Below are 23,271 nucleotides of genomic sequence, written 5' to 3' on the forward strand. Positions count from 1 at the left end.
TAGGTTCCTAGAGGTGGAGTCGGCGGGCCAGGTCGGACACGAACACCCCGCGCGGGTCCAGTTCGGCGCGCAGTGCGCGGAAGTCGTCGAGGCGCGGGTACATGGCCGCGAGCAGTTCCGGGCGCAGGCGGGCGTCCTTGGCGAGGTAGACGCGCCCGCCCGCGGCGGCGACCTCCGCGTCGAGTTCGTCGAGGAACGCCCCGAGGCCGGGCAGCCCCGCCGGGATGTCCAGCGCCAGCGTCCAGCCCGGCACCGGGAACGACAGCCAGCCCGGGTCGGACTCCCCGAAGCGCTTGAGGACGGCCAGGAACGACGGGCAGCGGCGCTCGGCGATCCGCCGGACGACGCCGCGCAGCGCGTCCTCCCGGCCGTGGCCGACGACGAACTGGTACTGCACGAAGCCGCCGCGGCCGTAGACCCGGTTCCAGTGGGGCACGCCGTCCAGGGGGTGGAAGAAGGCCGAGATCCGCTGGAGCCGGCCGGCCCGTGCGCGGGGGGCCTTGCGGTACCAGAGCTCGTTGAAGAGGCCCACGGTGGTCCTGCTGAGCAGGCCCTCGGGGACGACGGCCGGGGCGGCCGGGAGGCGGGCGGTGCGGAAGGCCAGCGGGTCCGCGCGCAGCCGGGCGGGCAGCGCGTCCAGGGGCGCGTGGTCGCCGCGGGTGAGGACCGCCCGGCCGGTGGCGGCGCCGCGGGCCAGCAGGTCGATCCAGGCGACCGAGTAGCGGTAGCGGTGGTCGGTGGCCGTCAGCCGGGCCATCAGGTCGTCGAGGTCCGCCGCCCGTTCGGTGTCGACCGACATCAGCGACGTCTCGACCGGCTGGAGGCGGATCGTCGCGGTGAGGATCACGCCGGTCAGCCCCATGCCGCCCGCGGTGGCGTCGAACAGGGGCGTGCCGGGGACCACCGTGCGAATCTCACCGTCGGCGGTGAGCAGTTCGAAGGACAGCACGTGCCGTGAGAACGAGCCCGAGACATGGTGGTTCTTGCCGTGGATGTCGGCGCCGATCGCCCCGCCGACGGTGACGTAGCGCGTGCCGGGGGTGACCGGCACGAACCAGCCGAGCGGCAGCAGCACCTGCATCAGCCGGTGCAGGGAGACGCCCGCGTCGCACAGCACGGTCCCGCCGGCGGCGTCGATCGCGTGGACGCGGTCCAGGCCCGTCATGTCGAGCACGGCCCCGCCCGCGTTCTGCGCCGCGTCCCCGTACGCCCGTCCCAGGCCCCGGGGGATGCCGCCCCGGGCCCCGCACTCACGGACGGCCGCCGCGGCCTCCTCGTACGTCCTCGGGCGGATCAGCCGGCCCGCCGTGGGAGCGGTGCGGCCCCAGCCGGTGACGGTGGTGTGGTCCAGGCCCATGACGTCCGGGGCGGAATCGGTGTCGGCAGACATGTCCGTGACCGTATCGCCCTCTTGTGAGCGATTAGTTAGCGAACATGGCATCCCTCCCCGAAATGGGTGATTAATGGGATGTCGCTCAATATTGCCGGAGTTCGGGCCGCATGGGCATGAACAGTGAGTCCACATGGACGACCTCGACGACCTGCACGACATGGATCACCGCATCGTCTCGGCGCTCAGGGCGTGCGGCACCGACCCGCGTGTGGCGGGCGCCGCGCGTGCCCTGTCCTGGGCGGGGGAGCACGCGGCGCTGTGGCTGGCGGCGGGGCTCGCCGGAGCCGCGGTGGACGGCGGGCGGCGCGGTGCCTGGCTGCGCGGCACGGCGCTGACCGCCGGGGCGCATCTCGTCAGCATGGGCGTGAAACGAGTCGTGCGCCGACCGCGCCCCGCGCATGTCGAGCCCCTGGTGCGCACCGCCGGCCGGCACTCCTTCCCCAGCTCGCACGCCGCCTCCGCCGCGGCCGCCGCCGTCGCCTTCGGCGCCCTGGGAGCGCGCGCGGTACGGCCCCTCGCCGCCGCCGTGTGCGTCTCGCGGCTGGTGGCCGGCGTCCACTACCCCTCGGACGTCGCGGCCGGCGCCGCCCTCGGCGCGCTCACGGCCCGGCTCGGCGCCCGCTGGGTGAAGGGGGGCGCCCGCGATGACTGAGGCGCCCGCCATGGCCGAGACGGCCGTCCTGCGGCAGCGCGCCGGCGAGCAGCCGCCCGCGCCACCCCGCAAGGGCGGCCTCCTGGCCGGTCTCCTCAGGACCGCGCGCCCCCGGCAGTGGATCAAGAACATCCTCGTGGTCGCCGCCCCCGCGGCCGCTGGCGAGCTCTTCTCCCGGCACGCCCTGGCACAACTCGCCCTCGTCTTCGTCCTCTTCACCGCCTGCGCCGCCGCCGTCTACCTCGTCAACGACGCCCGCGACGCCGAAGCCGACCGCGCCCACCCCACCAAGCGGCACCGGCCGGTCGCCGCCGGGCAGGTCCCCGTACCCCTCGCCTACGCCGTCGGCGGCGTCCTCGCCGTCCTCGCGCCCGCCGCCGCTGCCCGGCTGTGCTCCCCGGCCGTCGCCGCCCTGCTGGTCGCCTACCTCGGCATGCAACTGGCCTACTGCGTCAGCCTCAAGCACGTCCTCGTCGTCGACCTCGCGGTCGTCACGACCGGCTTCCTGATGCGGGCGATGATCGGCGGACTCGCCCTCGGCATCCCGCTGTCGCGCTGGTTCCTGATCACCACCGGCTTCGGCGCGCTGTTCATGGTGTCGGCCAAGCGCTACTCCGAAGCCGTGCAGATGGCCGGAAAGGCGGGCGCCACGCGCGCGTTGCTCACCGAGTACACCAGCGACTACCTCCGCTTCGTCTGGCAGCTCGCGGCCGGGGCCGCCGTCCTCGGCTACTGCCTGTGGGCCATGGAGGAGGGCGGCGTGCCGCACACCAGCGTGCTGCCCTGGCGGCAGCTGTCCATGGTCGCCTTCATCCTCGCCGTCCTCAGATACGCCGTCTTCGCCGACCGCGGCACGGCCGGCGAACCCGAGGACGTCGTCCTGCGCGACCGTGCGCTCGCCCTCATCGGCCTGGTGTGGATGGCGATGTACGGCCTGGCGGTGGCCAATTGGTGACCCCGCGCGCGTGGCGGAGCCGACCGGCTCTCCCGTGGCGCCGTGAACTGGCCGGCTTCGCCGCCGTCGGTCTCCTCGCCTACGCCGTCGACCTGGCCCTGTTCACCTGTCTGCGCGGCCCCGCCGGGCTCGACCCGCTCACCGCCAAGGCGCTGTCCTTCGTGGCCGCCTGCTCGGTGGCCTACGCGGGCAACGCCCTCGGCACCTACCGGACCACCCGGGGCCGGGGCTGGCGGCCGTACGCCGTCTTCTGCGCGGTGAACCTCGCCGGTGCCGCCGTCCAGTTGCTCTGTCTCGCCGTCAGCCACTACGGCCTCGGGCTCACCTCCCAGCGTGCGGACACCGTCTCGGGCGCGGTCGTCGGTATGGTCCTGGCCACGATTCTGCGGTTCTGGGGTACCCGTACATGGGTGTTCCGGGCGGAGGGCAGAAGCGGATCATGGACTGGCTGAAAAGGCTTCCGGTCGTCGGGCCGTGGGCGACCCGGCTGATGATCACGCACGCGTGGCGGTCGTACGAGCGGCTGGACCGCGTGGCGTGGACGCGGCTGGCCGCCGCGATGACCTTCACCAGCTTCGTCGCGCTGTTCCCGCTGCTGACCGTGGCCGCCGCGATCGCCGCAGCCACGCTCGGCCAGGACCAGCAGGACAAGCTGCAGGACAAGATCGCCGAGCAGGTGCCCGGTATCTCCGACCAGCTGGACATCTCCGGACTGGTGGACAACGCCGGTGCCATCGGTCTCATCGCGGGCGCGCTGCTGCTCTTCACCGGCATCAGCTGGGCGGGCTCCATGCGCGAGTGTCTGCGCGCGGTGTGGGAGCTGCCCGAGGAGGAGGAGAACCCGGTCCTGCGTTACGCCAAGGACGCGGGTGTCCTGATCGGCCTCGGCGGCGCGATCCTCGTCACCCTCGCCGCCTCGGCGGTGGCCTCCGCGATGGTCGGCTGGATCATCCGGCAGCTGGGCATCGACGAGGGCGGCTGGGGCGGGGTCCTGCTGCGGATCGCCGCGTTCCTGGTCGCCGTCCTCGCCGACTTCCTGCTCCTGCTCTACGTCCTGACGCTGCTGCCCGGCGTAGAACCGACGCGCCACCGCCTGGTCGTGGCCGCGCTGACCGGAGCGGTCGGCTTCGAACTGCTGAAGCTCCTGCTCAGCGGCTACCTCCAGGGCGTGGCCGCGAAGAGCATGTACGGCGCGTTCGGCGTCCCCGTCGCACTGCTGCTGTGGATCAACTTCACCTCGAAGCTGGTGCTGTTCTGCGCCGCCTGGACGGCAACACAGAGCAAGCAGGACGAACTCCCGGCCACCGCCCCCGGCCGCCCGGACGGTCCCGGCGGGACAGCGGATCCGGCGGTAGCGGGCGGCGGCTGACCGCGAACACCGGCAACGCCGCGGCGCGTCCGTGCGGTGATGTCCGAGTGCGGTGTGGCCGGCTGTCGCCACCGGGGCGGGTCGGGTGGCGTACCGGGCCCGGTGGTGGTGGGTGGTGGTCGGCCTGGGAGGCGCCGCCCGGTCGGCCCGGTGGTCGTGCGGCGTCGCAGGCCTCCCGGGCGTCGGCTGTCGTCGTTCGGGAGGATCGGGTGGTGTGCCAGGCCTGGTGGTGGGTCGCGGTCGTTCGGGAGGGGCGTCCGATCGGCCCGGGTGTCGTGCGGTGATGCTCGAGTGTGGTGTGGGCGCTAGTTGTCGTCGTCCGAGCGGGACCGGCGGCGTACCAGGTCCGGCAGGGGCCAGCGGCGGTTGATCAGGAAGGCGCCGGCCGCGAGCAGGACCAGTACGCCGCCGGTGATGCCGAGCGCCGTTCCGATGCCGCTGGAGCCGTCCGCGGCCGAGGCGCTCGCCACCGGCTTCGAACCGGCCCCGGCGTCGCCGGAGCCACCGGCCTCGCCGGAGGGGTTCGAGCCGGGCTGGGTGCCGGCCTGGCTCTTCGGGGGCACCAGCTCACCCACCGGCTGCACCTTCCCGGCCGCCTTGAACCCCCAGTCGAACAGCCGGGCGGTCTCCTTGTAGACCTCGTTGTGCTCGTCCTTCTCCGGGTTCATCACCGTGACCAGCAGCACCTTGCCGTTCCGCTCGGCGACACCGGTGAACGTGGCACCCGCGTTGGTGGTGTTGCCGTTCTTCACGCCCGCGATGCCCTCGTAGACGGGCACGTCCGCGTCGCCGCTCAGCAGCCGGTTGGTGTTGCGGATCTCGAAGGACTTGCGGACGGACTTCCCCTTCTTGTCCTTCTTCGTCTCGCCGGGGAACTTCGCGGTGACCGTCGAGCTGTACTCCCGGAAGTCCTTCTTCTGGAGCCCCGAACGGGCGATCAGCGTCAGGTCGTAGGCCGACGACACCTGCCCCTCGGCGTCGTAGCCGTCCGGGCTGACGACGTGCGTGTCGAGGGCCTGGAGCTCCTCGGCGTGCTCGTTCATCTCCTTGACGGTGTTCTCGACGCCCTTGTTCATCGCGGACAGGACATGCACCGCGTCGTTGCCGGATTGCAGGAAGACGCCGAGCCACAGGTCGTGGACGGTGTACGTCTCCTCCTCCTTTATCCCGACCATGCTCGACCCCGCGCCGATGCCCGCCAGGTCGGAGGGCACGACCTTGTGCTTGGCCGTGCTCGGGAACTTCGGCAGCAGCGTGTCCGCGAACAGCATCTTCAGCGTGCTCGCCGGGGCCAGCCGCCAGTGCGCGTTGTGCGCGGCGAGCACGTCACCGGTCTCGGCGTCGGAGACGATCCAGGAGCGGGCGCTCAGGTCCTTCGGCAGCACCGGCACACCGCTCGCCAGGTTCACCTGCGTCCCCGGCCGCCCGAGCCGGGCGCCGCCCAGGGTCGACATCGAGGCCGGGGGAGTGGCCGAGGGGCTCGCCGACGGGCTGCCCGACGGGCTGTCCGAGGGCTTCGGGGCCGCGACGGCGGCGGGCGCGGCCAGCGCGAGGGACGACAGGACGGCGGCGGTGACCAGCAGGGATCGCCTGGCGGTCTTCTTCGGTGCGGGCACGGTCGGAAACGTACATGCCGTACGCAGGGAAGTCCCGCTTCCGGCCCCACCCCGGGAACGGAACAGGACACGCTCTGGCGATACTGGACTCATGAAGCTCAGCCGCCCCGTCTCCTGGTTCCTGCTCGCCTTCGGGGTGTGGAGCTGGGTCATCTGGATCACTTTCGTCAAAAACCTTGTCAAGGACAGCAGTGGGCTCGCCTTCGACGACGGTCGTCCCACGGCGTACTTCTGGGTGCACCTGCTGCTCGCCGTCGTTTCCTTCGTATTGGGGACGGCCGTCGGGGCCATCGGGTTGCGTGGTCTGCGCGCACTGCGCCGGACGTCATAACGGCAATCGGGAGACACGACACCGTGGCCATCGTCTTCGTACTCGTCGCAACTCTGGTCCTGGCCGTCATCGTGACGGCCAACTGGTATGTGTGGCGCCGCCTGTTCCGCGACACGACCCGCGGACCGGGCCTCACCCGCCGTGCGGGCGCGGTCCTGATCGCCGGCGGCTGGGCCCTGGCGATCGCGGCCCTGGTCGCCGAACGCTCCGGAGCCCCCTTCTGGCTCCAGCAGACCCTCGCCTGGCCGGGCTTTTTGTGGCTGGCCCTGTCGATATACCTGCTGCTGGCGGTGGTGGCGGGAGAGGTCGTACGCCCCTTGCTGCGGCGCTTCCTGGAACGCCGGGACAAGGCGAGGGCCGAGACCGGGACGGGCCCGACGGCGTCGACCACCGACCAGGGACACACCCCTGTCAGACCCGGCGGAGCCACTGCTTCCGCGCCGGCGGCCGCCGTCCAGGCCGCCCCCCAGGGCGGAGCAGCCGACGCCGGGACGGTGGCCGATCCGCAGGCCGGCGTCGGCGCAGCCGCGCCCGGTGTGGCCGCCGCTGCCGCCGCACGGGCCGGTCTCCGCGGCGGATCGAGCGGAGCGACCGCCTCCGCCACCGAGCCCCACCCGCTGACAGACGCCACCCCCGACGCCCCAGAGGCCACCCCGGAGCCGCTCGCCCCCACCGGCACCACCGACACCACACCCGCCGCCCCCACCCCCACCGGTCCCTCCCGACGCCTCTTCGTCTCCCGCATCGTCGCCGGGGCCGCCGCGGCCGCCGCCGTCGGGACCGTGTGGTACGGGACGTACGGCGTGCTGCGAGGGCCGAAGGTGAAGCGGGTCACCGTGCCGCTGGCCAAGCTGCCGCGCGCGGCGCACGGCTTCCGTATCGCCGTGGTCAGCGACGTCCACCTCGGCCCGGTCCTGGGCCGCGGCTTCGCCCAGACGGTCGTCGACACGATCAACGCGACCCAGCCCGACCTGATCGCGGTCGTCGGCGACCTGGTCGACGGCAGCGTCAAGGACCTCGGCCCCGCCGCGGCCCCGCTGGCCCAGCTGAGGGCCCGTCACGGGGCCTACTTCGTCACCGGCAACCACGAGTACTTCTCCGGCGCCGAGCAGTGGGTCGAGGAGGTCCGGCGCCTGGGCCTCGCCCCCCTGGAGAACGCCCGCCGGGAGCTTCCGTACTTCGACCTGGCCGGAGTCAACGACGTGGCGGGCGAGGAGGAGGGCCAGGGCCCCGACTTCGCCCGGGCGCTCGGCGACCGGGACACCGCCCGGGCGTGCGTGCTGCTCGCCCACCAGCCCGTCCAGATCCACGACGCCGTCGAGCACGGCGTGGACCTCCAGCTCTCCGGCCACACCCACGGCGGCCAGCTCTGGCCCGGCAACCTCATCGCCTCCGCCGCCAACCCGACCCTCGCGGGCCTGGAGCGCTACGGCGACACCCAGCTCTACGTCTCGCGCGGCGCCGGCGCCTGGGGTCCGCCCACCCGGGTCGGCGCGCCGTCGGACATCACGCTGATCGAGCTGGCGTCGAAGCAGGCCTGACCACCCGTCACCCTGTGAGACCGCTGTGAAATCGGACCGAACCGCCCATCGGTAAGTTCTTTCCCAAGTCGGCAGATCTCCCTTCCCCGAGGTCAAAAGCCTGTGATTGTGTGAGGCCGCCACGAAGGGGTGTGGCACACGCACAAGGGCCACAACGGGCCCAAAGGGCCTGGGGAGGGCAAGGCCGATGCGATCGATTCGCATGCGGATACTCGCGGGGCTGCTCGTCCTGGCGGCCGCGGGCGTGGGCGCCTGGCAGTTCCTGCCGTCCAAGAGCGACGGCAAGGCCATCACGGTGGGCACGACGGACGCCGTCACCTCGCTCGACCCGGCCGGCGCCTACGACGCCGGCTCCTGGGCGCTGTTCAGCAACGTCTTCCAGTCGCTGCTCACCTTCGCGCCGGGCGGCACCGAACCCGTTCCGGACGCGGCCAGGAGCTGCGCGTTCGCGGGCGGCGACCTGACGACGTACCGCTGCGACCTGCGCTCCGGGCTCACCTTCCCGAGCGGCCGGACGATGACCGCCGAGGACGTGAAGTACTCCTTCGACCGGATCCTGAGGATCAAGTCGCCCGTCGGCCCGGCGCCCCTGCTCGACACCCTCGGTTCCGTCAGCGCCGACGGGCTGACCATCACCTTCCACCTGTCCTCGCCCGACGCGACCTTCCCGTTCAAGGTGGCCACGGGCGCCGGCTCCATCGTCGACCGCACCGCGTACCCGGCCGGCAAGCTGCGCACCGGCAACGGTGTCGACGGCACCGGCCCGTACACCCTCACCTCCTACGCGAAGAACGCCAAGGCGGTCCTCGCGCCCAACGCCCACTATCAGGGCGCCGTCAAGGACGGCGCGGGCCGCTCCGTCGAGCTGCGCTACTACGACACCCCCGACGCCCTCGACACCGCCTGGAAGGACAGGCAGGTCGAGGTCGCCACCCGCCAGCTGCCACCCCAGGTCCTCGCAAGCCTCAACCCGAGCGACCCGGCGCAGCGCGTCTTCGAGGCGGACGGCTCCGAGACTCGCAACCTGTACTTCAACACGCGCCCGGGCAAGCCCCTGCACAAGCCCGAGGTCCGCCGGGCCATGGCCTGGCTGATCGACCGCGAGCGACTGGCCGCCACCGTCTACGACGGCACCGTCGACCCCTTGTACTCCCTGATCCCTGCGGGCATCACCGGCCACACCGCCTCGTTCTTCGACGACTATCCCGCGCAGGACGCGAGGAAGGCACGGCGGTTGCTCACCAAAGCCGGCGTGAGCCTGCCGGTCCGTATCACCTACGGCTACGCCGAGGGCCGCGGCGCCGGTGCGCAGGAGGCGGCCGAGATCAAGAAGGAACTGGAGGCGAGCGGACTCTTCAAGGTCACCCTCCAGGGCTACGAGTGGACCGCCTTCCAGAAGCAGTGGGCGAACGGCAAGCTCGACGCGTACGCCGTCGGCTGGGTCGCCGACTTCCCCGACCCGGACACCTTCGGCGCCGCGCTCGTCGGCACCGGCAGCGCCATGAACACCGGCTACAGCAGCAAGACCGTGGACCGGCTCATCAAGGACAGCCAGCGCTACGCCGACCGCGGCGAGGCCGACCGGGACTTCCGCGAGGTGCAGCAGACCGTGGCGCAGGACGTGCCGGTGCTCCCGCTGTGGCAGGCGAAGGAGTACGTCGTCACCACCGAGGACATCGGCGGCGGCCAGTACCTCTCCGACGGCACGGGCGTCTTCCGCCTCTGGAGCCTCACGAGGCTCTGAGGCGCCCTGCGCGCCCCTAGGACTCGGTGCGGCGCCCCGCCGGGTCGGGGATGGCCCGGGTCATCCCCGGCAGGAAGTCCGTGAACAGCTCGTGCACCTCCCGCACCAGAGGGCGCAGCACCCGGAAGCGGGCCAGGGCGACGCCCCGCGAGGTGAGCCGGGCACCGCGCTCGGCCAGCCGGTAACTGCGCTCCCGCCCCTCGGTCCGGTCGAAGATCCAGTACAGGACGAGCCCCATCTGGGACAGCCACATCAACTCGGGCAGGATGTCCCGCAGTTCCTCGGCCACCTTCGTCTTCGTCGCCCCGGCCAGCACCTCCTGGTGGACGCTGATGGCCTCCACGCGCGCGTGCTCCGACTCGGGGGAGAAGGGGCTGAGCGGGCTGTCCGGGTCGGCGGCGTTTTTGAAGAACTGCACCGCGAACTCGTGGTAGGGCGCGGCGATGTCCAGCCAGGTCCGCAGGACACCCGCGAGCCGGGCCTCCAGGTCGGTCTCCCGGTCCAGGATCTCCCGGACCGCCACCTGGTGCTCGGCGGCGATCCGGTCGTAGAAGCCCTGGATCAGGTGCTCCTTGCCCGCGAAGTAGTAGTACGCGTTGCCGACGGAGACCCCGGCCTCCTGGGCGATGGCCCGCATCGTCGTCTTGTCGTAGCCGCGCTCCTGGAACAGCCGCATGGCCGTCTCCAGGATCAGGGCGCGGGTCTGCTCGGACTTCGTGGGGGTGGCGCCGTCGTCGGGGCCGTCGTTCTTCGCGGACACGGGAAGAGAGCCTAACGTCAGCACCGGCGCGGCTAGCGAGGGGCGCAGGTGCCGTCGGCGCAGCCCGGCGCGGTGTAGGTCCAGCCGGTGTCCGGCGCGTACGCCCACCCGTCCGCGCCCCGGTACACCCGGCCGCCCCACCCCGTCCCGCCCCACTGCGACCCGCGCCACTTCGCGGCGGCCAGCACCGCGCCCTTGGCGAGCAGGGCGCCGGACGGGCTGCTCAGCCGGTGGGCGAGCCGCCGGTGCGCGCGCAGCGCCCACAGGGTGACGATCCAGGCGGCGGGCCCCCGGTAGACCTGCCCGGCGTCTCCGACGACGGTGATCTCGTCGAGGGTGGCGCCGTGGTCGAGTCCGGGAAAGCGCCGCCGGGCCTCCTCGGAGGCGGCCGGGACCAGCTCCAGCGGCACCAGTTGCGGCTGCCGCAGGAGCCAGTCGCGCACGAAGGCGCACAGGGAGCACTCGGCGTCGTACAGGACGGTGAGCCGGCGGACCGGTGCGGTGGCGTTCATGCCGGTCTCCGCTCAGGCCTGTGCCTGCGGGGCCACCCAGCCCTGCGGCGGCACGGGCGGCGTCTGCTCCCGCTCCATCACACCCCGCCGCCGGATCCGGTTCAGCACATAGACGTTGGCCAGGTGCATCACACCGAGCACCAGCAGCACCACACCGAGCTTCGTCGACAGCGCCTCGAAGACCCCGCGCGTGTCGGTGATGGTCTCGTCCCCGCTCAGATACAGCGCCACGAACCCGAGGTTGACCAGATAGAAGCCGACCACCAGAAGGTGGTTGACGGCGTCGGCGAGCTTCTCGTTGCCGTGCAGCACATCGGCGAGGAACACCTTCCCGTTCCGGCTGAGCGTGCGAGCCACCCAGACCGTCAACGCGACGCTGACCAGCAGGTAGATGACATAGGCGATGACCGTGCGGTCCATTGCCCCACCCTTCTTGAACACGTTCAAAACGCTGTCGAGGGAGACTGTAGACCCTTTTTTGAACACGTTCAACACGCAAACCGGGGCCGTCTTCGACGAAGACGGCCCCGGTTTCGCACAACTCGACAGCGGGTCACCCGATGGCGATGCGGGTCCTCCAGTAGTCGGCCCGGCCGATGACCTCAGCCCCTGAGCCGGTGAGGGAGGTCTTGCTGCCCGCGTGGAAGCGAACCGATCCGTCGGCGAGGACGGCCCAGATGTCGGGAACCGTGTCGGCGTTGGCGCTCGGCGTGCCCATCAGATGAGGCTTGTCGCTGCTCGACCAGCCCGACGAGCCGTACTCGTTGTCCGCCCCGCCCGAGGAGTTCGCCGCGGTGGCCGGCGAGCTCAGGTCGACCCCATCGCCGGAAGCGGGGGTGCCCTTGCGCAGCCACAGTTTCCCGGACACGTCGGACCGGTAGACCATGTCGGTCACACCGTCGCCCGAGACGTCCTGGGTGACGACAAGGTCGCGCTCCTTCCAAGCGGTGGCGTTCAGACGGACACTCTGGTCGACCGTGGCGCCGTGATAGCCGGTGAGGGCCCACAGCTCGTCGTCGGCGCCGGCGGAGTTCCTCACCGTGGCGAAGAAGTCGGCGCGGCCGTCCCCGGTGGCGTCTCCCGCGCTGAGGATCTGGGTGAAGTCGGCCGGACTCGGCGCCCCTTCGGGCAGGAGGATCTCCTGGCGCTTGTCGACGTTGACGGCGCCGTAACCGTCTCCGGGGTAGACCCAGAGCTTGCCGCCGAGGCGGACGACGAGGTCCTGAAGACCGTCGCCACCGTAGATGTCACCGTTGTGCGTGATCAGGGCCCCCTTGAAGTGCCCTGACGGGGCAGGGACGTACGGGGGCAGGTCGTCCCCGTTGGGGTCTTTCTCGGGGTTGGTCCGATAGGCTCCGGCCATCGAGTAGTCCAGGTCGCCGGTGCCCTTGGCCAGGTCGTCCTTGTCGGCCTGGGACGGGTACATGGCCAGGTTGCCGCCCTCGGTGACGACCATGAGGTCGGGCAGCTTGTCGCCGGTGAAGTCGCCGGGGCTGTCGGCCTGGTCCCGGGGCGAGACGTAGAAGAAGTACTTCGTGGGATCCGAGGGGTTGCCCGCAGCGTCCACGGCACGGACGTAGAGCACGTTGGGTCCGGCCGTCGGAGGCCTGGCTCCGGAGAGTGAGGCACTCACGCTCGTCGCCGTGCCGTTCGCCCGGCCGAGGCTTCCGGTGTACGTGGCCGACTTGAAGCCGTACTCGTAGCGCACGACGTCTCTGGTTCCCGTCCGCGTTGGGAAAGTCGGTGGAACTCACCACGGGCGGCCGGGGTGCGGAGGTGTCCAGGACGAACCGGCAGGGCGACTTGACCGGGTAGTACGGCGAGGTCGTACCGGCCTCGTCGATCGCCCGCATCCGCCATGAGTACGTGGTGCCGTTCTTGAGCTTGCTCGTGGGGAAGCCCTTCGTCGTCCTCAGAGCGGTGCCGGTGTCACTTGTGGCTGGGCACGAGGAGCACCAACCGGTCCACGCCCGAGTACCTCGGCGATCGGACCAACCCCGCCCAGCAGAGGCAGGTGCAGCGCTGGCTGTACATGGCCTGCCGGGGCGGCAAGGACTGCCCTGAGGGCACCGCGGCGAGTTTCATGCCCGGGGGCGGGTGCCCGAGGCAGGGCCAAGCCGCCGGGCGGCTGCCAGTGCCTCCTCGCAGGCACCGACGTCCTCATGGCCGACGGCACCACCCAGGACATCGAGGAGCGGCGGAGGCCGGCCTTGCGGAGAAGCGTGGTGAAGGCGCGGGTGAGGTTGGTCGGGTCGATCGGCCTGCCCTGCGGCGGGGTGAAGAGGTGTCCGGGGAGGGCTGTGCGGCGTTCGGAGGCTCGGGTCTTGGTGGGCAGGGTTGTTGGGCCCGCCCGCGTTGGTGCGTTGGAGAGCCCGAATCTGGCCGGTCCCGGGCCCTGCGGCTCAGTCGCTCGTCTTCGGCTGGCCGGCCTTGAGGATCTCCGCCACGTCGAGGGTCACCTTGGCGCCGATGGAGTCCGGGAGAGTGACGAGCTCGCCGGGGGCATGGGGGCGGTGGTTCTCGTAGGTGCTGCCGACCGGGTCGGTCAGGACGTGGAGGCGCTGGTGCTTGCGGTCGACGATGACGTAGACGGGCACCGTCGCCTCGGCGTATGCGGCGACCTTGGTCTTGAGGTCGTCCTTCCAGTTGCCTGAGGTGACCTCCAGGACCAGGCGGAAGCAGGCCGGGTCGTACGCGTTGTTCTCGACGAAGTGGTCGTCGATGTCGGCGTCCACCACGACGAGGTCAGGGATGGCGTAGTCCTCGGCGCCGGTGGGGAGCCAGAGTCCGACGTTCTGCAGGACTTCGGTTTCCCCGTCATCCAGACCTGCTGCGATGAACGGGCGCATGAGTTTGGTCAGGGCGCGGGCATGAGGAGCATCCGGGGACGGGGTCACGAGGAGATGGCCTCCGATGATCTCGACGCGGTAGCCCGGATGGCGCTCCATGATCTCGTCGGCGATGGTCGTCAGGGTGACCGGCTCTTCCTCGTGGAAGGGCTGCTCGACGGAAGCTGCGGACATCAGGTGCCTCCTGGGGGGCTGGTGTCGAGAGCATCATCGTAGGTCCGAGGCCGCCCGCGCGTCCGTCCCGGAGGCCTTCACCCGAAGGTGTGGCATATGCCAGAGGGCCCCGTCTCCAGCGGAAACAGGGCCCTCAAAGCCGTACGGCGAACGACCTCAGAAGCGGCGCGTGATCAGCGCTCGCTTCACCTCCGCGATCGCCTTCGTGACCTCGATGCCGCGCGGGCAGGCGTCCGTGCAGTTGAAGGTCGTGCGGCAGCGCCAGACGCCGTCGCGGTCGTTGAGGACCTCCAGGCGCTGCTCGCCGGCCTCGTCACGCGAGTCGAAGATGAAGCGGTGCGCGTTGACGATGGCCGCCGGGCCGAAGTACTGGCCGTCGTTCCAGAAGACCGGGCACGACGTGGTGCAGGCCGCGCAGAGGATGCACTTCGTGGTGTCGTCGAAGCGCTCGCGGTCCTCGGCCGACTGAAGCCGCTCACGCGTCGGCTCGTTCGTGTCCTTCGTGATGAGGAAGGGCATGACGTCGCGGTACGCCTGGAAGAACGGCTCCATGTCGACCACGAGGTCCTTCAGGACCGTCAGGCCCTTGATGGGCTCGACCGTGATCGGCTTCTCGGGGTTGATGTCCTTGATCAGCGTCTTGCACGCGAGGCGGTTCTTGCCGTTGATCCGCATGGCGTCGGAGCCGCAGATGCCGTGCGCGCAGGAGCGGCGGAAGGTCAGCGTGCCGTCGACGTCCCACTTGATCTTGTGGAGGCCGTCGAGGACGCGCTCCTTGGGGTCGATCTCCAGCTGGAAGTCTTCCCAGGTCGCCTCGGCCGAGACCTCCGGGTTGAAGCGGCGGACCCGGAAGGTGACGGTGATGTAGGGGGAGTCGGCGAAGCCGGGCTCGGGCTGGCCGGCCGCTTCCGCCTTGTCCACAACAGGGGTAGCCATCAGTACTTACGCTCCATCGGCTGGTAGCGGGTCTGGACGACCGGCTTGTAGTCGAGACGGACGGTTTCGGAACCGTCGGCGCCGACCTCGCGGTACGCCATGGTGTGCCGCATGAAGTTGACGTCGTCGCGGTTCGGGTAGTCCTCGCGGTAGTGACCGCCGCGGGACTCCTTGCGGGCGAGCGCGGAGACCGCCATGACCTCGGCGAGGTCGAGCAGGTTGCCCAGCTCGATGGCCTCCAGCAGGTCCGTGTTGAACCGCTTGCCCTTGTCCTGGATCGACACGTTCTTGAACCGCTCGCGCAGCTCCGCGATCTTCTCGACCGCCGTCTTGATCGTCTGCTCGGTGCGGAACACCATGACGTTGGCGTCCATGGTGTCCTGCAGTTCGCGGCGGATCGCCGTCACGCGCTCGGTGCCGGTGGAGTCGCGCAGTCGCTCCACCTGCTCGATCACGAGCTCCGCCGGGTTCTCCGGCAGCTCGACGAACTCCGCCGTCTGCGCGTACTCCGCGGCGGCGATGCCCGCGCGCTTGCCGAACACGTTGATGTCCAGCAGCGAGTTGGTGCCGAGGCGGTTGGCGCCGTGCACGGACACACAGGCGACCTCGCCGGCCGCGTACAGGCCGGGGACGACGGTGGTGTTGTCCGCGAGGACCTCACCCTCGACGTTCGTGGGGATGCCGCCCATGACGTAGTGGGCCGTGGGCTGGATCGGGATCGGGTCCGTGTAGGGCTCGATGCCGAGGTAGGTGCGGGCGAACTCCGTGATGTCCGGGAGCTTCGCGTCCAGCTGCTCCGGCGGGAGGTGCGTCAGGTCCAGGTAGACGTGGTCGCCCTCGGGGCCGCAGCCGCGGCCCTCGCGGATCTCCGTGTAGATGGACCGCGATACGACGTCACGGGACGCCAGGTCCTTCATGACCGGCGCGTACTTCTCCATGAAGCGCTCGCCGTCCTTGTTGCGGAGGATGCCGCCCTCACCGCGGGCGCCCTCCGTCAGCAGGATGCCCATGCGCCAGATGCCGGTCGGGTGGAACTGGAAGAACTCCATGTCCTCCAGCGGCAGACCGCGGCGGTAGACCGCCGCCTGGCCGTCGCCCGTCAGCGTGTGCGCGTTGGACGTCACCTTGAAGAACTTGCCGCAGCCGCCGGACGCGTAGACCACGGACTTCGCCTGGAAGACGTGGATCTCGCCGGTGGCGAGCTCGTACGCCACCACACCGGCCGACTTCTTGACGCCGTCGACCTCGGTGATGAGCTGGTCCAGGACGTAGAACTCGTTGAAGAACTCCACGCCCTCCTTGACGCAGTTCTGGTACAGCGTCTGGAGGATCATGTGGCCGGTGCGGTCGGCCGCGTAGCAGGAGCGGCGGACCGGGGCCTCGCCGTGGTTGCGGCTGTGACCGCCGAAGCGGCGCTGGTCGATGGTGCCGTTCGGCGTGCGGTTGAACGGCAGGCCCATCTTCTCCAGGTCGAGGACGGAGTCGATGGCCTCCTTCGCCAGGATCTCGGCGGCGTCCTGGTCGACCAGGTAGTCACCGCCCTTGACCGTGTCGAAGGTGTGCCACTCCCAGTTGTCCTCCTCCACGTTGGCCAGCGCGGCGGCCATGCCGCCCTGCGCGGCGCCCGTGTGGGAGCGGGTGGGGTACAGCTTGGTCAGGACCGCGGTGCGGCTGCGCTTCGTGGACTCGATGGCCGCGCGCATGCCCGCGCCACCGGCGCCGACGATGACGGTGTCGTACTTGTGGATCTTCATGATTCTCGCAGCCCCGTGCCTAGCGGATGTTCGGGTCGAAGGTGAAGATCACCAGCGTGCCCAGCAGGATGGTGAACACCGTGGCGGTGTAGAGCAGGCCCTTGAGCCACAGCCGGGTGTTCGCGCGCTCCGCGTAGTCGTTGATGACCGTGCGCAGGCCGTTGGCGCCGTGCAGCATCGCGAGCCACAGCATCAGCAGGTCCCAGACCTGCCAGAAGGGGCTCGCCCAGCGGCCCGCCACGAAGGCGAAGCCGATCTTCGACACGCCGCCGTCCAGCACGAGCTGGATCAGCAGGTGGCCGAGGACCAGCACGACCAGCACGACGCCCGACAGGCGCATGAAGAGCCAGGCGGCCAGCTCGAAGTTGCCCCGCGTGGACTTCGGGGTCTTCTTGGTGCGCTTGCGCGGGGCCTCGATGAAGGGGGCCGGGTTGTCGACGGTGTAGACGGCGCCGCCCTCGACGGGGCCGACGCCGGCGGCGGTCTTCTCAGACGTGGACATTGGCGTCAGCTCCCGAACAGTTCACGAGCGGCGTGGCCGAGGACGGGGTAGATCGCCCCGAGCATCAGCACGACCCACAGGGCTACGACGGTCCAGAGCATCTGCTTCTGGTACCGGGCGCCCTTGATCCAGAAGTCGACGGCGATGACACGCAGGCCGTTGAGCGCATGGAAGAGGATGGCGGCGACGAGGCCGTACTCCAGCAGCGCGACGATCGGCGTCTTGTACGTGGCCACGACCGTGTCGTAGGCCTCAGGGGACACGCGGACGAGGGCGGTGTCCAGCACGTGAACGAACAGGAAGAAGAAGATGAGGACGCCGGTGACTCGGTGAGCCACCCAGGACCACATTCCTTCCCGGCCGCGGTACAGCGTTCCAGCCGGCACGGAAGTTTCCTCCGGGAGCGGGGATTGGGGCCGCGCCGGCTTGGTGTGTCGGTCGGGCCCGGCCGGGTACGGTCCACCGGCCCCCAGCATCGTAGCGATGCGCTGCCGCTGGGCTCAGCGGGGGTCTGCCTGTGTGATCAAACTGGCATGCTTACGGGCTAGCCTCTGCGGCTTCTGGGGTGTGATTTCCCGTTATCTGCCGGGTGCGGGTTCGCTGTGGTCGTTCGCGCAGTTCCCCGCGCCCCTCAGCGCGCCCACCAGCCGTTCCTTCGCCAGGCGCCGCAGCTCGTCGGCGACTACCGCCCGCTCCTCTTCCGGATCGTTTGTCAATCGTGACCGGATGGCCTCCAGGAGGCGGTCCAGGGTCTCGGACGGGGACACACCGTCCAGGCAGATGACGAACACGTGTCCGAAGCGGGCCTCGTAGGCGGCGTGGGCCGCGCTGAGGGCGGTGTGGGCAGCGGCGTAGGTGTCCGGCGGGAGGGCGGGCAGCGGCTCGGCCGCCAGCGCCTCGGTGAGGTCGGACCAGCCGAGGTCGTAGGCCGCCTCGTCCGCCGCGGCAAGCAGGGCGGCCAGGTCCGGGTAGGGGCGGTGGGCCGCGACACGCCCGGCCCAGCGGTGGCTGCGCAGACAGGAGAGGAGTGCCTGCTCCAGGTCCTCCTCGGAGGCTGCGTTGAAGTGCTCCACCGGTATGGCTGCTCGGCCGGGGAGGTCGGGGAGGCGGTGCGCAGGCAGCGTGGGTCCTCGTGGGCGTCACGTGTGTCGGCAGGTCAAGGTGTGAGAGATGTGACGTCACGCTATCGAGTGCGACCGAGACGTGTCCGACGGATGCCCGAATTTCACCCGGGGGAGAGAGTTTCGGAACGTGTGGTGGACGCGCGCCGGGCAGCCATGGGTTTTAGGTTGGCCGTGTGAGTCAGCACAGGCGCCGGGATACGGCGAAGCAGGTGAAACAGCGGCCAGTGCTGGTCGTGGCCATGGCCGTCGCACTGGTCATGATCGCGGCCGGGGTGAGTCTGGGGCTCTGGGCGGCCTCGGACGGCGACGGCGGGTCCACGGGGACGGAGGCCAGACCCTCCGAGGGCCGGACCGCTGGCGCCCCGCAGGGCACCTCGCCGGAGAGCAGCCCGAGTCCGAGCCGCTCGTACGCCCTGTCCGAGGCGCCGCAGACGATCCCCGCCGTGCGCGACCACGAGCCGGCGCGCGGCCCGGGCTGGCAGCCCGAGAGCGGCAACCGCGTGGTCGTGGCCGACGCCTCGCTGGCCGACGAGGGACGGCTGGTCGCCGGCGAGCTGGGGATGACGTACGCGGGCGAGAAGGACGACCGGCGCGCCGGGGACCTGCGGCTGGCGCTCGGCGGCGACAAGAAGGCGAACCCGGAGTCGTACGTGATGACCGTGCGCGACGGGCGCGCGGAGATCACCGGGCCCGCCGACGCGGGCGTCTTCTACGGGACCCGCACGCTCAAGCAGGAGACGCACGACGGCGGGACGGCACCCGAGGGCGTGGTGCGGGACGAGCCGGCCAAGCCGCAGCGCGGGTTCATGCTGGACATCGCGCGCAAGAACTTCACGGCCGGCTGGATCGAGGACCGGGTCCGGGAGCTGGGCGATCTGAAGTTCAACCAGCTGGGCCTGCACTTCTCCGACGACCAGGGGTTCCGGATCGAGTCCGACACGCAGCCGGAGATCGTCTCCCAGCCGCATCTGACCAAGGCGCAGGTGCGGAAGATCATCGACCTCGCGGAGAGCCGGCACATCACCGTCGTGCCCGAGATCGACTCGCCCGGGCACCTGGGCGCGGTCCTGCGCGCCCACCCCGACCTGCAGCTGCGCACCGCGCAGGGGTCGGCGGTGCAGGGGGCCATCGACATCTCCAAGCCCGAGAGCGCCGAGATCGTCGACGAGCTGCTGAACGAGTACGCGGAGCTCTTCCCCGGCAAGCCCTGGCACCTCGGGGCCGACGAGTACCAGGCGCTGGTCCGATCCGACCCGGAGGCGGCGTTCCCGCAGCTGGCCGCCGCGGCGCGGGAGAAGTACGGCTCGGGCGCCACGGTCGCCGACCTCACCACCGGCTGGCTCAACGACCGCGCCGCCACCGTCCGCGAGCACCAGCGCGTCCCGCGCGCGTGGAACGACGGCTTCTTCCGCGGCGGGTCCGTCCAGGCGGACAAGGACATCCAGGTCGCTTACTGGACCGGCAAGGAGATCGGCGCCCGGGAGCCCCTGGAGTACCTGGAGGCGGGCCGGAAGGTGATCAACTACAACGACGAGTTCCTGTACTACGTGCTCGGCGAGCCGCAGACCTTCGTCTATCCGACGGGGCAGCGGATCTACGAGCAGTGGACACCGCGGGTGCTGCGCGGCACCGCGGCCGTGCCGGAGCGCTACGACGGCCAGATCCTCGGCGGGAGCTTCGCCGTCTGGTGCGACCTCGCGAACTCGCAGACCCAGGACCAGGTGGCGGACGGGATCCGGATGCCGCTGCGGGCGACCGTCCAGAAGCTGTGGAACCCGGACAGGCCCGAGCTGTCCTGGGCGGAGTTCCGGGCGCTGGCGGACAGGATCGGCTGACTCCGCACGAATTGGCCCATACGGCTGCGAACTCCCGTACGACTGTGGTGGTCTTCTGACGCCAGTCGAATCGAATATGCCGGGGGGAACCGGAAGATGGGCTACTGGGGTTACTTCGTCGTGGGGAGAGCGGAGCAGCCGCTGGCGGAACTGGCCGCGCTGACGGGGGCCGAGGGCGGTATGACGCCGCACACCTCGGCACCCGGCGGATGGCAGCTGTGGGAGTACCCGAGCGGCGAGGGCGACGTCGGGAACATGAACGACCTGGCCCGGGAGACCGGGGCGCCCGCGCTGTTCGGGTACGTCATGAACAGCGACTGCGTGGTGCTGGAGGCCGCGGCCCCGCAGAGCGGGGCGTGGACGACCTGCCTCGCGCGGACCGCGATGGCCGGCTACTTAGGCGCGGACCGGGAGGGCCTCACGCTGGAGGACTACTTCCTGGAGCCCGGCGACGCCGCCGAGCGCGCGGTGCGCTGGGCCGCCGAGGCCGGACACGAAGTGAACGCCGAGGCGCTTGTGGACGTACTGACTTCAGACCCTGATCCTCTGGCCGAAAACCTCTTGTTCCGCTTCCTCGACAGACTCGGCGTGGTGCCCCTGTGACACTCCGGGGCCGTCGCACGCAGTAAGGGGAAGTGCGGGTTCCGTGAGGGGTGAGGGCTGGTAGCGGCCTGATAGGGCCCCTGAGAAGGCCCGCGGAGGGAGGCGTGGATGAGCCTGGTGGAGTTGATCGCACAGGCCGACGAACGCGGGCTGGCCGCGAGCGGGCTGGCTTGTATGGATCGGTGTGTGCCCCTGCTGGGCGGTGACGACGAGATCCTGCGGCCCCTGTGGGCGAGCCTCACCGACGACGCCGGCGCCGGCGACTGGGGTGACGGTCTCGAGCAGGCGCGCGGGAAGCTGGACGCCGCGGGCGACGGGGACGAGGCGGTCGTGCTCGCCCACCGGATGCTTCAGGCCGCTCCCGCGGAGCGCTCCGCCGCCGAGGTGCGGGTGTGGGCCGACGCCTGTTCCGTCGCCTCCCTCCAGATCCACCGCCTCCTCGACACCGCGCCTGACGACGCCTCCTCGGTCGACACCCGTCGCCAGGGCCGTACGGAGGGCATGTCGCCGCTCGTCGCCGCCGAACTGCGCCGTCAGGTCACCGTCCTCGAGGTCCTGGCCGGACACGGGCCGGCCGGGTTGCGGCGTGCGCTGGAGGTGTCGACGGAGGGGCGGCGGGTGCTGCGCGCGGTGGTCTCCCGCCGGACCCGGCAGCGGAGCTGAGCCGGGGGGGACCCCGACCGGCCTAAACCCCGTTCCTGCGAGAGTCCTGTGACTGTCGTAAGGCCGAGGTGGGGCGGTCCTGCGCCACTTCCGGGAAGTCGCCGATTTCGCGTGACGAAACGCCGCCCCGCAGCGCATTGAAGGGGTGTGACGACTCAGCAGGAGACCAGGCCATCGGCGGCTGCGAAGCCGCTGCGGTGGGCGGCGGACACGGTGGCGACGATGCGCGAGGGAGCACGACTGCGCCTCGACTACTCGGCACAGAGTCTGTGGAGCATCGACCGCATGATCGAGGGGATACGGCGGGAAGGAGCCCCGTACGCGGCCGTGGAGGAGGTGCTGCGCGGGTTCGGGGCCTATGCCGGTGAGGTGATGGCACGTCAGACCGGCGCCGAATGGTGGGCCACCGGCGGCGACCACTGGATACGCACCCCCGACGGGCGCCTCTGGGACCCGATCGACGAGGCCCGCCGCTGCTACGGCGGTCACGGATCGCTGCGGCTGCTGTGCCGGGACGCGGCGGGCACGGCGCCCCGGCAGTAGCGTCAGCGCGCCAGCACGCCCTCGATCCCCAGCTCGGCGAGCTCCCATTCCGACTCCGGTACCCACTCCGTCGCCGGTTCGGACGCCGGTGCCGTTCCCTGCCCGGGCTCCGATTGCGGCTGCGGCTGCGGCTGCGGCGCGACGAGCGTGCCGGCCTTCGCCGCGAGGGCGCGGATCTCGGGCAGGTCGTCGTAGAGGTTCTGTCCGGGGCACTCCGTCGGGGAGCCGTCGCGGTGCCCGGAGACGCGGTGGAGCGTGACCTTCTGGCCCGCCTGGTACTTGCCGTTGTCGGCACCTGAGGTCAGCACCACGGTCCCGGCCGGGTCGAGGCCGTAGAGCCCGAGCTTCCAGGCCGCCACCTTGGCGACCGACTCGCGCACCGCGGCGTTGGTGGCCGCCGTGGAGTAGTCGCCGAGCACCGACACGCTGCTGGTCGCGGTGTTGAAACCGTAGGTGTGCGCACCGAGGACGGGCTTGTCGATGCCGCCCGCGCGGCCCTCGAAGACGGTCCCGCACTTGTCGACGAGGAAGTGGTAGCCGATGTCGTTCCAGCCGTTGCTCTGCACGTGGTAGAGGAACACACCGCGTACCACCGACGCCGACTGGGAGCAGGTGTAGTCGTTGGTGCCCGCCGTGTGGTGGACGAACATCGCCTGGGTGCCGGTGGTGTAGGTGGGCGGGTCCTTCACCAGGGACTCGTCGGCGCCCCAGGCGGAGCGCGACGTCACGGCGGGGCGGCCGGCCAGGGGCGCCCCGGGGGCCGGTTCGACGGCGCCGGGCTGGGCAGCGCCGGGTTCGACGACCGAGGTGTGCACGGCGTCCGACCCGCCGTCGGGATCGACCAGTTCGACGCGCAGCCCCTTGGGCAGCCGCCCGCCCGAGACGCGCACCTGGACGCCGTCCGAGGGCCCGGTCCACAGCGGCTGGGTGCCGCCGCGCACCCCGGCGTGGTCGCGGTCGGGGCCGCTCTCGGGCATGCGCACATCGGCGTCCAGCGCCCGCCACGCGCTCCACTCGCCGCTCTCGCGCGAGCGGGTGCGCACATACGCGGTGCCGTCCAGGGAGGCGTCCGGGTCCGCCCAGGTGACACCGACCATGCTGAACGGCTCGGTGGTGCGCGGGGCGAGGGACCGCTTGTGCGGATCGCCGTCCGGCACCCGGACGGTGTACACGCCGTCCGAGGACGAGGCCCGGGCGGGCTGGGCCAGGCCGAGGGCACCGAGGGCCAGAGCGGTGGCGACGGCGGTGCGCAGGAGGGGAGATGGCATACGGCGCTCGCCTTTCGTGGGGCGGATGCATCGCGTGCAGAGCTCCCCGGTACGTCACTTGGCCCAAACCTCCGCGGGCCGGCGCTCCCGAGGACGGCGGGTCGGGTTGACCCGAACGGGGGCCGGCCGCCGGGCGCTGACGCGCTG

23 protein-coding genes and 2 pseudogenes are annotated in these 23,271 nt (G+C 71.0%); 11 read left to right on the top strand and 14 right to left on the bottom strand.

Annotated features, from left to right (window positions below; translation table 11 throughout):
* Positions 1–7 precede the first annotated feature (7 nt).
* Positions 8–1,390, bottom strand: a complete 1,383-nt coding sequence (locus AC07DF_RS02270) for an FAD-binding oxidoreductase (protein WP_478966114.1) — start codon at positions 1,388–1,390, stop codon at positions 8–10.
* A gap of 133 nt (positions 1,391–1,523) precedes the next feature.
* Here AC07DF_RS02270 and AC07DF_RS02275 point away from each other — a divergent pair, with 133 nt between their 5' ends.
* Genes AC07DF_RS02275 through AC07DF_RS02290 form a run of 4 tightly spaced genes read left to right on the top strand, consistent with a single transcriptional unit; the run spans position 1,524 to position 4,369 of the window.
* On the top strand, positions 1,524–2,045 hold the full coding sequence (locus AC07DF_RS02275) for a phosphatase PAP2 family protein (protein WP_478966116.1): 522 nt from the start codon (positions 1,524–1,526) through the stop codon (positions 2,043–2,045).
* A gap of 10 nt (positions 2,046–2,055) precedes the next feature.
* Positions 2,056–3,000: a decaprenyl-phosphate phosphoribosyltransferase gene (locus AC07DF_RS02280; protein ID WP_478967556.1), complete on the top strand. Its 945-nt coding sequence runs from the start codon at positions 2,056–2,058 to the stop codon at positions 2,998–3,000.
* A complete protein-coding gene (locus AC07DF_RS02285; RefSeq protein ID WP_478966118.1) occupies positions 2,997–3,452 on the top strand; it encodes a GtrA family protein in 456 nt (151 codons plus the stop codon). The genes AC07DF_RS02280 and AC07DF_RS02285 overlap by 4 nt, the downstream gene beginning before the upstream one ends.
* On the top strand, positions 3,440–4,369 hold the full coding sequence (locus AC07DF_RS02290) for a YihY/virulence factor BrkB family protein (protein WP_478966120.1): 930 nt from the start codon (positions 3,440–3,442) through the stop codon (positions 4,367–4,369). The genes AC07DF_RS02285 and AC07DF_RS02290 overlap by 13 nt, the downstream gene beginning before the upstream one ends.
* Before the next feature lie 305 nt (positions 4,370–4,674).
* Here AC07DF_RS02290 and AC07DF_RS02295 read toward each other — a convergent pair whose 3' ends face one another.
* Positions 4,675–5,985 (bottom strand): D-alanyl-D-alanine carboxypeptidase family protein, encoded by a 1,311-nt coding sequence (locus AC07DF_RS02295; protein ID WP_478966122.1) that lies wholly within the window; start codon positions 5,983–5,985, stop codon positions 4,675–4,677.
* 91 nt (positions 5,986–6,076) lie between these two features.
* Between AC07DF_RS02295 and AC07DF_RS02300 the strand changes: the two genes are divergently transcribed.
* The 3 genes from AC07DF_RS02300 (at position 6,077) to AC07DF_RS02310 (ending at position 9,601) form a co-directional block, all read left to right on the top strand.
* The gene (locus tag AC07DF_RS02300) at positions 6,077–6,316 is read left to right on the top strand and encodes an SCO4848 family membrane protein (protein WP_382489590.1); all 240 of its coding nucleotides are present in this window, start codon (positions 6,077–6,079) and stop codon (positions 6,314–6,316) included.
* Positions 6,317–6,339: 23 nt separating this feature from the next.
* Entirely contained in the window at positions 6,340–7,857 is a 1,518-nt protein-coding gene (locus AC07DF_RS02305) for a metallophosphoesterase (RefSeq protein WP_478966123.1), read from the top strand.
* Positions 7,858–8,044: 187 nt separating this feature from the next.
* Positions 8,045–9,601, top strand: a complete 1,557-nt coding sequence (locus tag AC07DF_RS02310) for an ABC transporter substrate-binding protein (protein WP_478966124.1) — start codon at positions 8,045–8,047, stop codon at positions 9,599–9,601.
* Positions 9,602–9,617: 16 nt separating this feature from the next.
* On the opposite strand, the gene AC07DF_RS02315 is transcribed toward AC07DF_RS02310, so the two are convergent.
* From AC07DF_RS02315 to AC07DF_RS02365, 11 genes and pseudogenes are all read right to left on the bottom strand, one after another.
* Positions 9,618–10,361: a TetR/AcrR family transcriptional regulator gene (locus AC07DF_RS02315; RefSeq protein ID WP_478966126.1), complete on the bottom strand. Its 744-nt coding sequence runs from the start codon at positions 10,359–10,361 to the stop codon at positions 9,618–9,620.
* A gap of 32 nt (positions 10,362–10,393) precedes the next feature.
* Positions 10,394–10,873, bottom strand: coding sequence for a thiol-disulfide oxidoreductase DCC family protein (locus AC07DF_RS02320; RefSeq protein ID WP_478966128.1), 480 nt, complete (start codon positions 10,871–10,873; stop codon positions 10,394–10,396).
* Positions 10,874–10,885: 12 nt separating this feature from the next.
* Complete coding sequence (locus AC07DF_RS02325) at positions 10,886–11,293, bottom strand: hypothetical protein (protein WP_478966130.1); 408 nt, start codon at positions 11,291–11,293, stop codon at positions 10,886–10,888.
* 133 nt (positions 11,294–11,426) lie between these two features.
* A pseudogene (locus tag AC07DF_RS02330) lies at positions 11,427–12,804 on the bottom strand (DNRLRE domain-containing protein); the annotation flags it as partial.
* A 263-nt stretch (positions 12,805–13,067) separates the two neighbouring features.
* Positions 13,068–13,263: pseudogene (locus tag AC07DF_RS02335) on the bottom strand (site-specific integrase); the annotation flags it as partial.
* Positions 13,264–13,275: 12 nt separating this feature from the next.
* A complete protein-coding gene (locus AC07DF_RS02340) occupies positions 13,276–13,896 on the bottom strand; it encodes a Uma2 family endonuclease (RefSeq protein ID WP_478966132.1) in 621 nt (206 codons plus the stop codon).
* Positions 13,897–14,052: 156 nt separating this feature from the next.
* The gene (locus AC07DF_RS02345) at positions 14,053–14,832 is read right to left on the bottom strand and encodes a succinate dehydrogenase iron-sulfur subunit (protein WP_391099195.1); all 780 of its coding nucleotides are present in this window, start codon (positions 14,830–14,832) and stop codon (positions 14,053–14,055) included.
* Positions 14,832–16,586, bottom strand: a complete 1,755-nt coding sequence (sdhA, locus tag AC07DF_RS02350) for a succinate dehydrogenase flavoprotein subunit (RefSeq protein WP_391099198.1) — start codon at positions 16,584–16,586, stop codon at positions 14,832–14,834. Before sdhA ends, AC07DF_RS02345 begins: the two co-directional genes overlap by 1 nt.
* Positions 16,587–16,605: 19 nt before the next feature.
* The gene (locus tag AC07DF_RS02355) at positions 16,606–17,088 is read right to left on the bottom strand and encodes a succinate dehydrogenase hydrophobic membrane anchor subunit (RefSeq protein WP_020273764.1); all 483 of its coding nucleotides are present in this window, start codon (positions 17,086–17,088) and stop codon (positions 16,606–16,608) included.
* 5 nt (positions 17,089–17,093) lie between these two features.
* Positions 17,094–17,474 (bottom strand): succinate dehydrogenase, cytochrome b556 subunit, encoded by a 381-nt coding sequence (gene sdhC, locus AC07DF_RS02360; protein WP_031107855.1) that lies wholly within the window; start codon positions 17,472–17,474, stop codon positions 17,094–17,096.
* A 192-nt stretch (positions 17,475–17,666) separates the two neighbouring features.
* Complete coding sequence (locus AC07DF_RS02365; RefSeq protein WP_478966135.1) at positions 17,667–18,161, bottom strand: 2-oxo-4-hydroxy-4-carboxy-5-ureidoimidazoline decarboxylase; 495 nt, start codon at positions 18,159–18,161, stop codon at positions 17,667–17,669.
* Between the two features lie 308 nt (positions 18,162–18,469).
* On the opposite strand from AC07DF_RS02365, the gene AC07DF_RS02370 reads away from it, so the two are divergent.
* The 4 genes from AC07DF_RS02370 to AC07DF_RS02385 all read left to right on the top strand — a co-directional run bounded on the left by AC07DF_RS02370 (position 18,470) and on the right by AC07DF_RS02385 (position 21,856).
* Positions 18,470–20,047 (top strand): beta-N-acetylhexosaminidase, encoded by a 1,578-nt coding sequence (locus AC07DF_RS02370; RefSeq protein ID WP_478967559.1) that lies wholly within the window; start codon positions 18,470–18,472, stop codon positions 20,045–20,047.
* 96 nt (positions 20,048–20,143) lie between these two features.
* Entirely contained in the window at positions 20,144–20,650 is a 507-nt protein-coding gene (locus tag AC07DF_RS02375; RefSeq protein WP_478966137.1) for a hypothetical protein, read from the top strand.
* A 108-nt stretch (positions 20,651–20,758) separates the two neighbouring features.
* Positions 20,759–21,313 carry a hypothetical protein gene (locus tag AC07DF_RS02380; RefSeq protein WP_478966139.1) on the top strand — a complete coding sequence of 185 codons (555 nt, stop codon included), beginning with the start codon at positions 20,759–20,761 and terminating at the stop codon, positions 21,311–21,313.
* Between the two features lie 147 nt (positions 21,314–21,460).
* On the top strand, positions 21,461–21,856 hold the full coding sequence (locus tag AC07DF_RS02385) for a hypothetical protein (RefSeq protein ID WP_478966141.1): 396 nt from the start codon (positions 21,461–21,463) through the stop codon (positions 21,854–21,856).
* Between the two features lie 2 nt (positions 21,857–21,858).
* On the opposite strand, the gene AC07DF_RS02390 is transcribed toward AC07DF_RS02385, so the two are convergent.
* Positions 21,859–23,124, bottom strand: a complete 1,266-nt coding sequence (locus tag AC07DF_RS02390) for a peptidoglycan recognition protein family protein (RefSeq protein WP_478966143.1) — start codon at positions 23,122–23,124, stop codon at positions 21,859–21,861.
* Positions 23,125–23,271 lie beyond the last annotated feature (147 nt).

This window comes from Streptomyces sp. NPDC044719 (assembly GCF_056433405.1).

Bases quoted from the DNA above. Each gene is read 5' to 3' on its own strand.
- AC07DF_RS02345 (WP_391099195.1), bottom strand. From the start codon at position 14,832: ATGGCTACCCCTGTTGTGGACAAGGCGGAAGCGGCCGGCCAGCCCGAG.
- AC07DF_RS02390 (WP_478966143.1), bottom strand. From the start codon at position 23,124: ATGCCATCTCCCCTCCTGCGCACCGCCGTCGCCACCGCTCTGGCCCTC.
- AC07DF_RS02375 (WP_478966137.1), top strand. From the start codon at position 20,144: ATGGGCTACTGGGGTTACTTCGTCGTGGGGAGAGCGGAGCAGCCGCTG.
- AC07DF_RS02325 (WP_478966130.1), bottom strand. From the start codon at position 11,293: ATGGACCGCACGGTCATCGCCTATGTCATCTACCTGCTGGTCAGCGTC.
- AC07DF_RS02320 (WP_478966128.1), bottom strand. From the start codon at position 10,873: ATGAACGCCACCGCACCGGTCCGCCGGCTCACCGTCCTGTACGACGCC.
- AC07DF_RS02380 (WP_478966139.1), top strand. From the start codon at position 20,759: ATGAGCCTGGTGGAGTTGATCGCACAGGCCGACGAACGCGGGCTGGCC.
- AC07DF_RS02355 (WP_020273764.1), bottom strand. From the start codon at position 17,088: ATGTCCACGTCTGAGAAGACCGCCGCCGGCGTCGGCCCCGTCGAGGGC.
- sdhA (WP_391099198.1), bottom strand. From the start codon at position 16,586: ATGAAGATCCACAAGTACGACACCGTCATCGTCGGCGCCGGTGGCGCG.
- AC07DF_RS02290 (WP_478966120.1), top strand. From the start codon at position 3,440: ATGGACTGGCTGAAAAGGCTTCCGGTCGTCGGGCCGTGGGCGACCCGG.
- AC07DF_RS02340 (WP_478966132.1), bottom strand. From the start codon at position 13,896: ATGTCCGCAGCTTCCGTCGAGCAGCCCTTCCACGAGGAAGAGCCGGTC.
- AC07DF_RS02280 (WP_478967556.1), top strand. From the start codon at position 2,056: ATGGCCGAGACGGCCGTCCTGCGGCAGCGCGCCGGCGAGCAGCCGCCC.
- AC07DF_RS02370 (WP_478967559.1), top strand. From the start codon at position 18,470: ATGATCGCGGCCGGGGTGAGTCTGGGGCTCTGGGCGGCCTCGGACGGC.
- AC07DF_RS02300 (WP_382489590.1), top strand. From the start codon at position 6,077: ATGAAGCTCAGCCGCCCCGTCTCCTGGTTCCTGCTCGCCTTCGGGGTG.
- AC07DF_RS02270 (WP_478966114.1), bottom strand. From the start codon at position 1,390: ATGTCTGCCGACACCGATTCCGCCCCGGACGTCATGGGCCTGGACCAC.
- AC07DF_RS02310 (WP_478966124.1), top strand. From the start codon at position 8,045: ATGCGATCGATTCGCATGCGGATACTCGCGGGGCTGCTCGTCCTGGCG.
- AC07DF_RS02275 (WP_478966116.1), top strand. From the start codon at position 1,524: ATGGACGACCTCGACGACCTGCACGACATGGATCACCGCATCGTCTCG.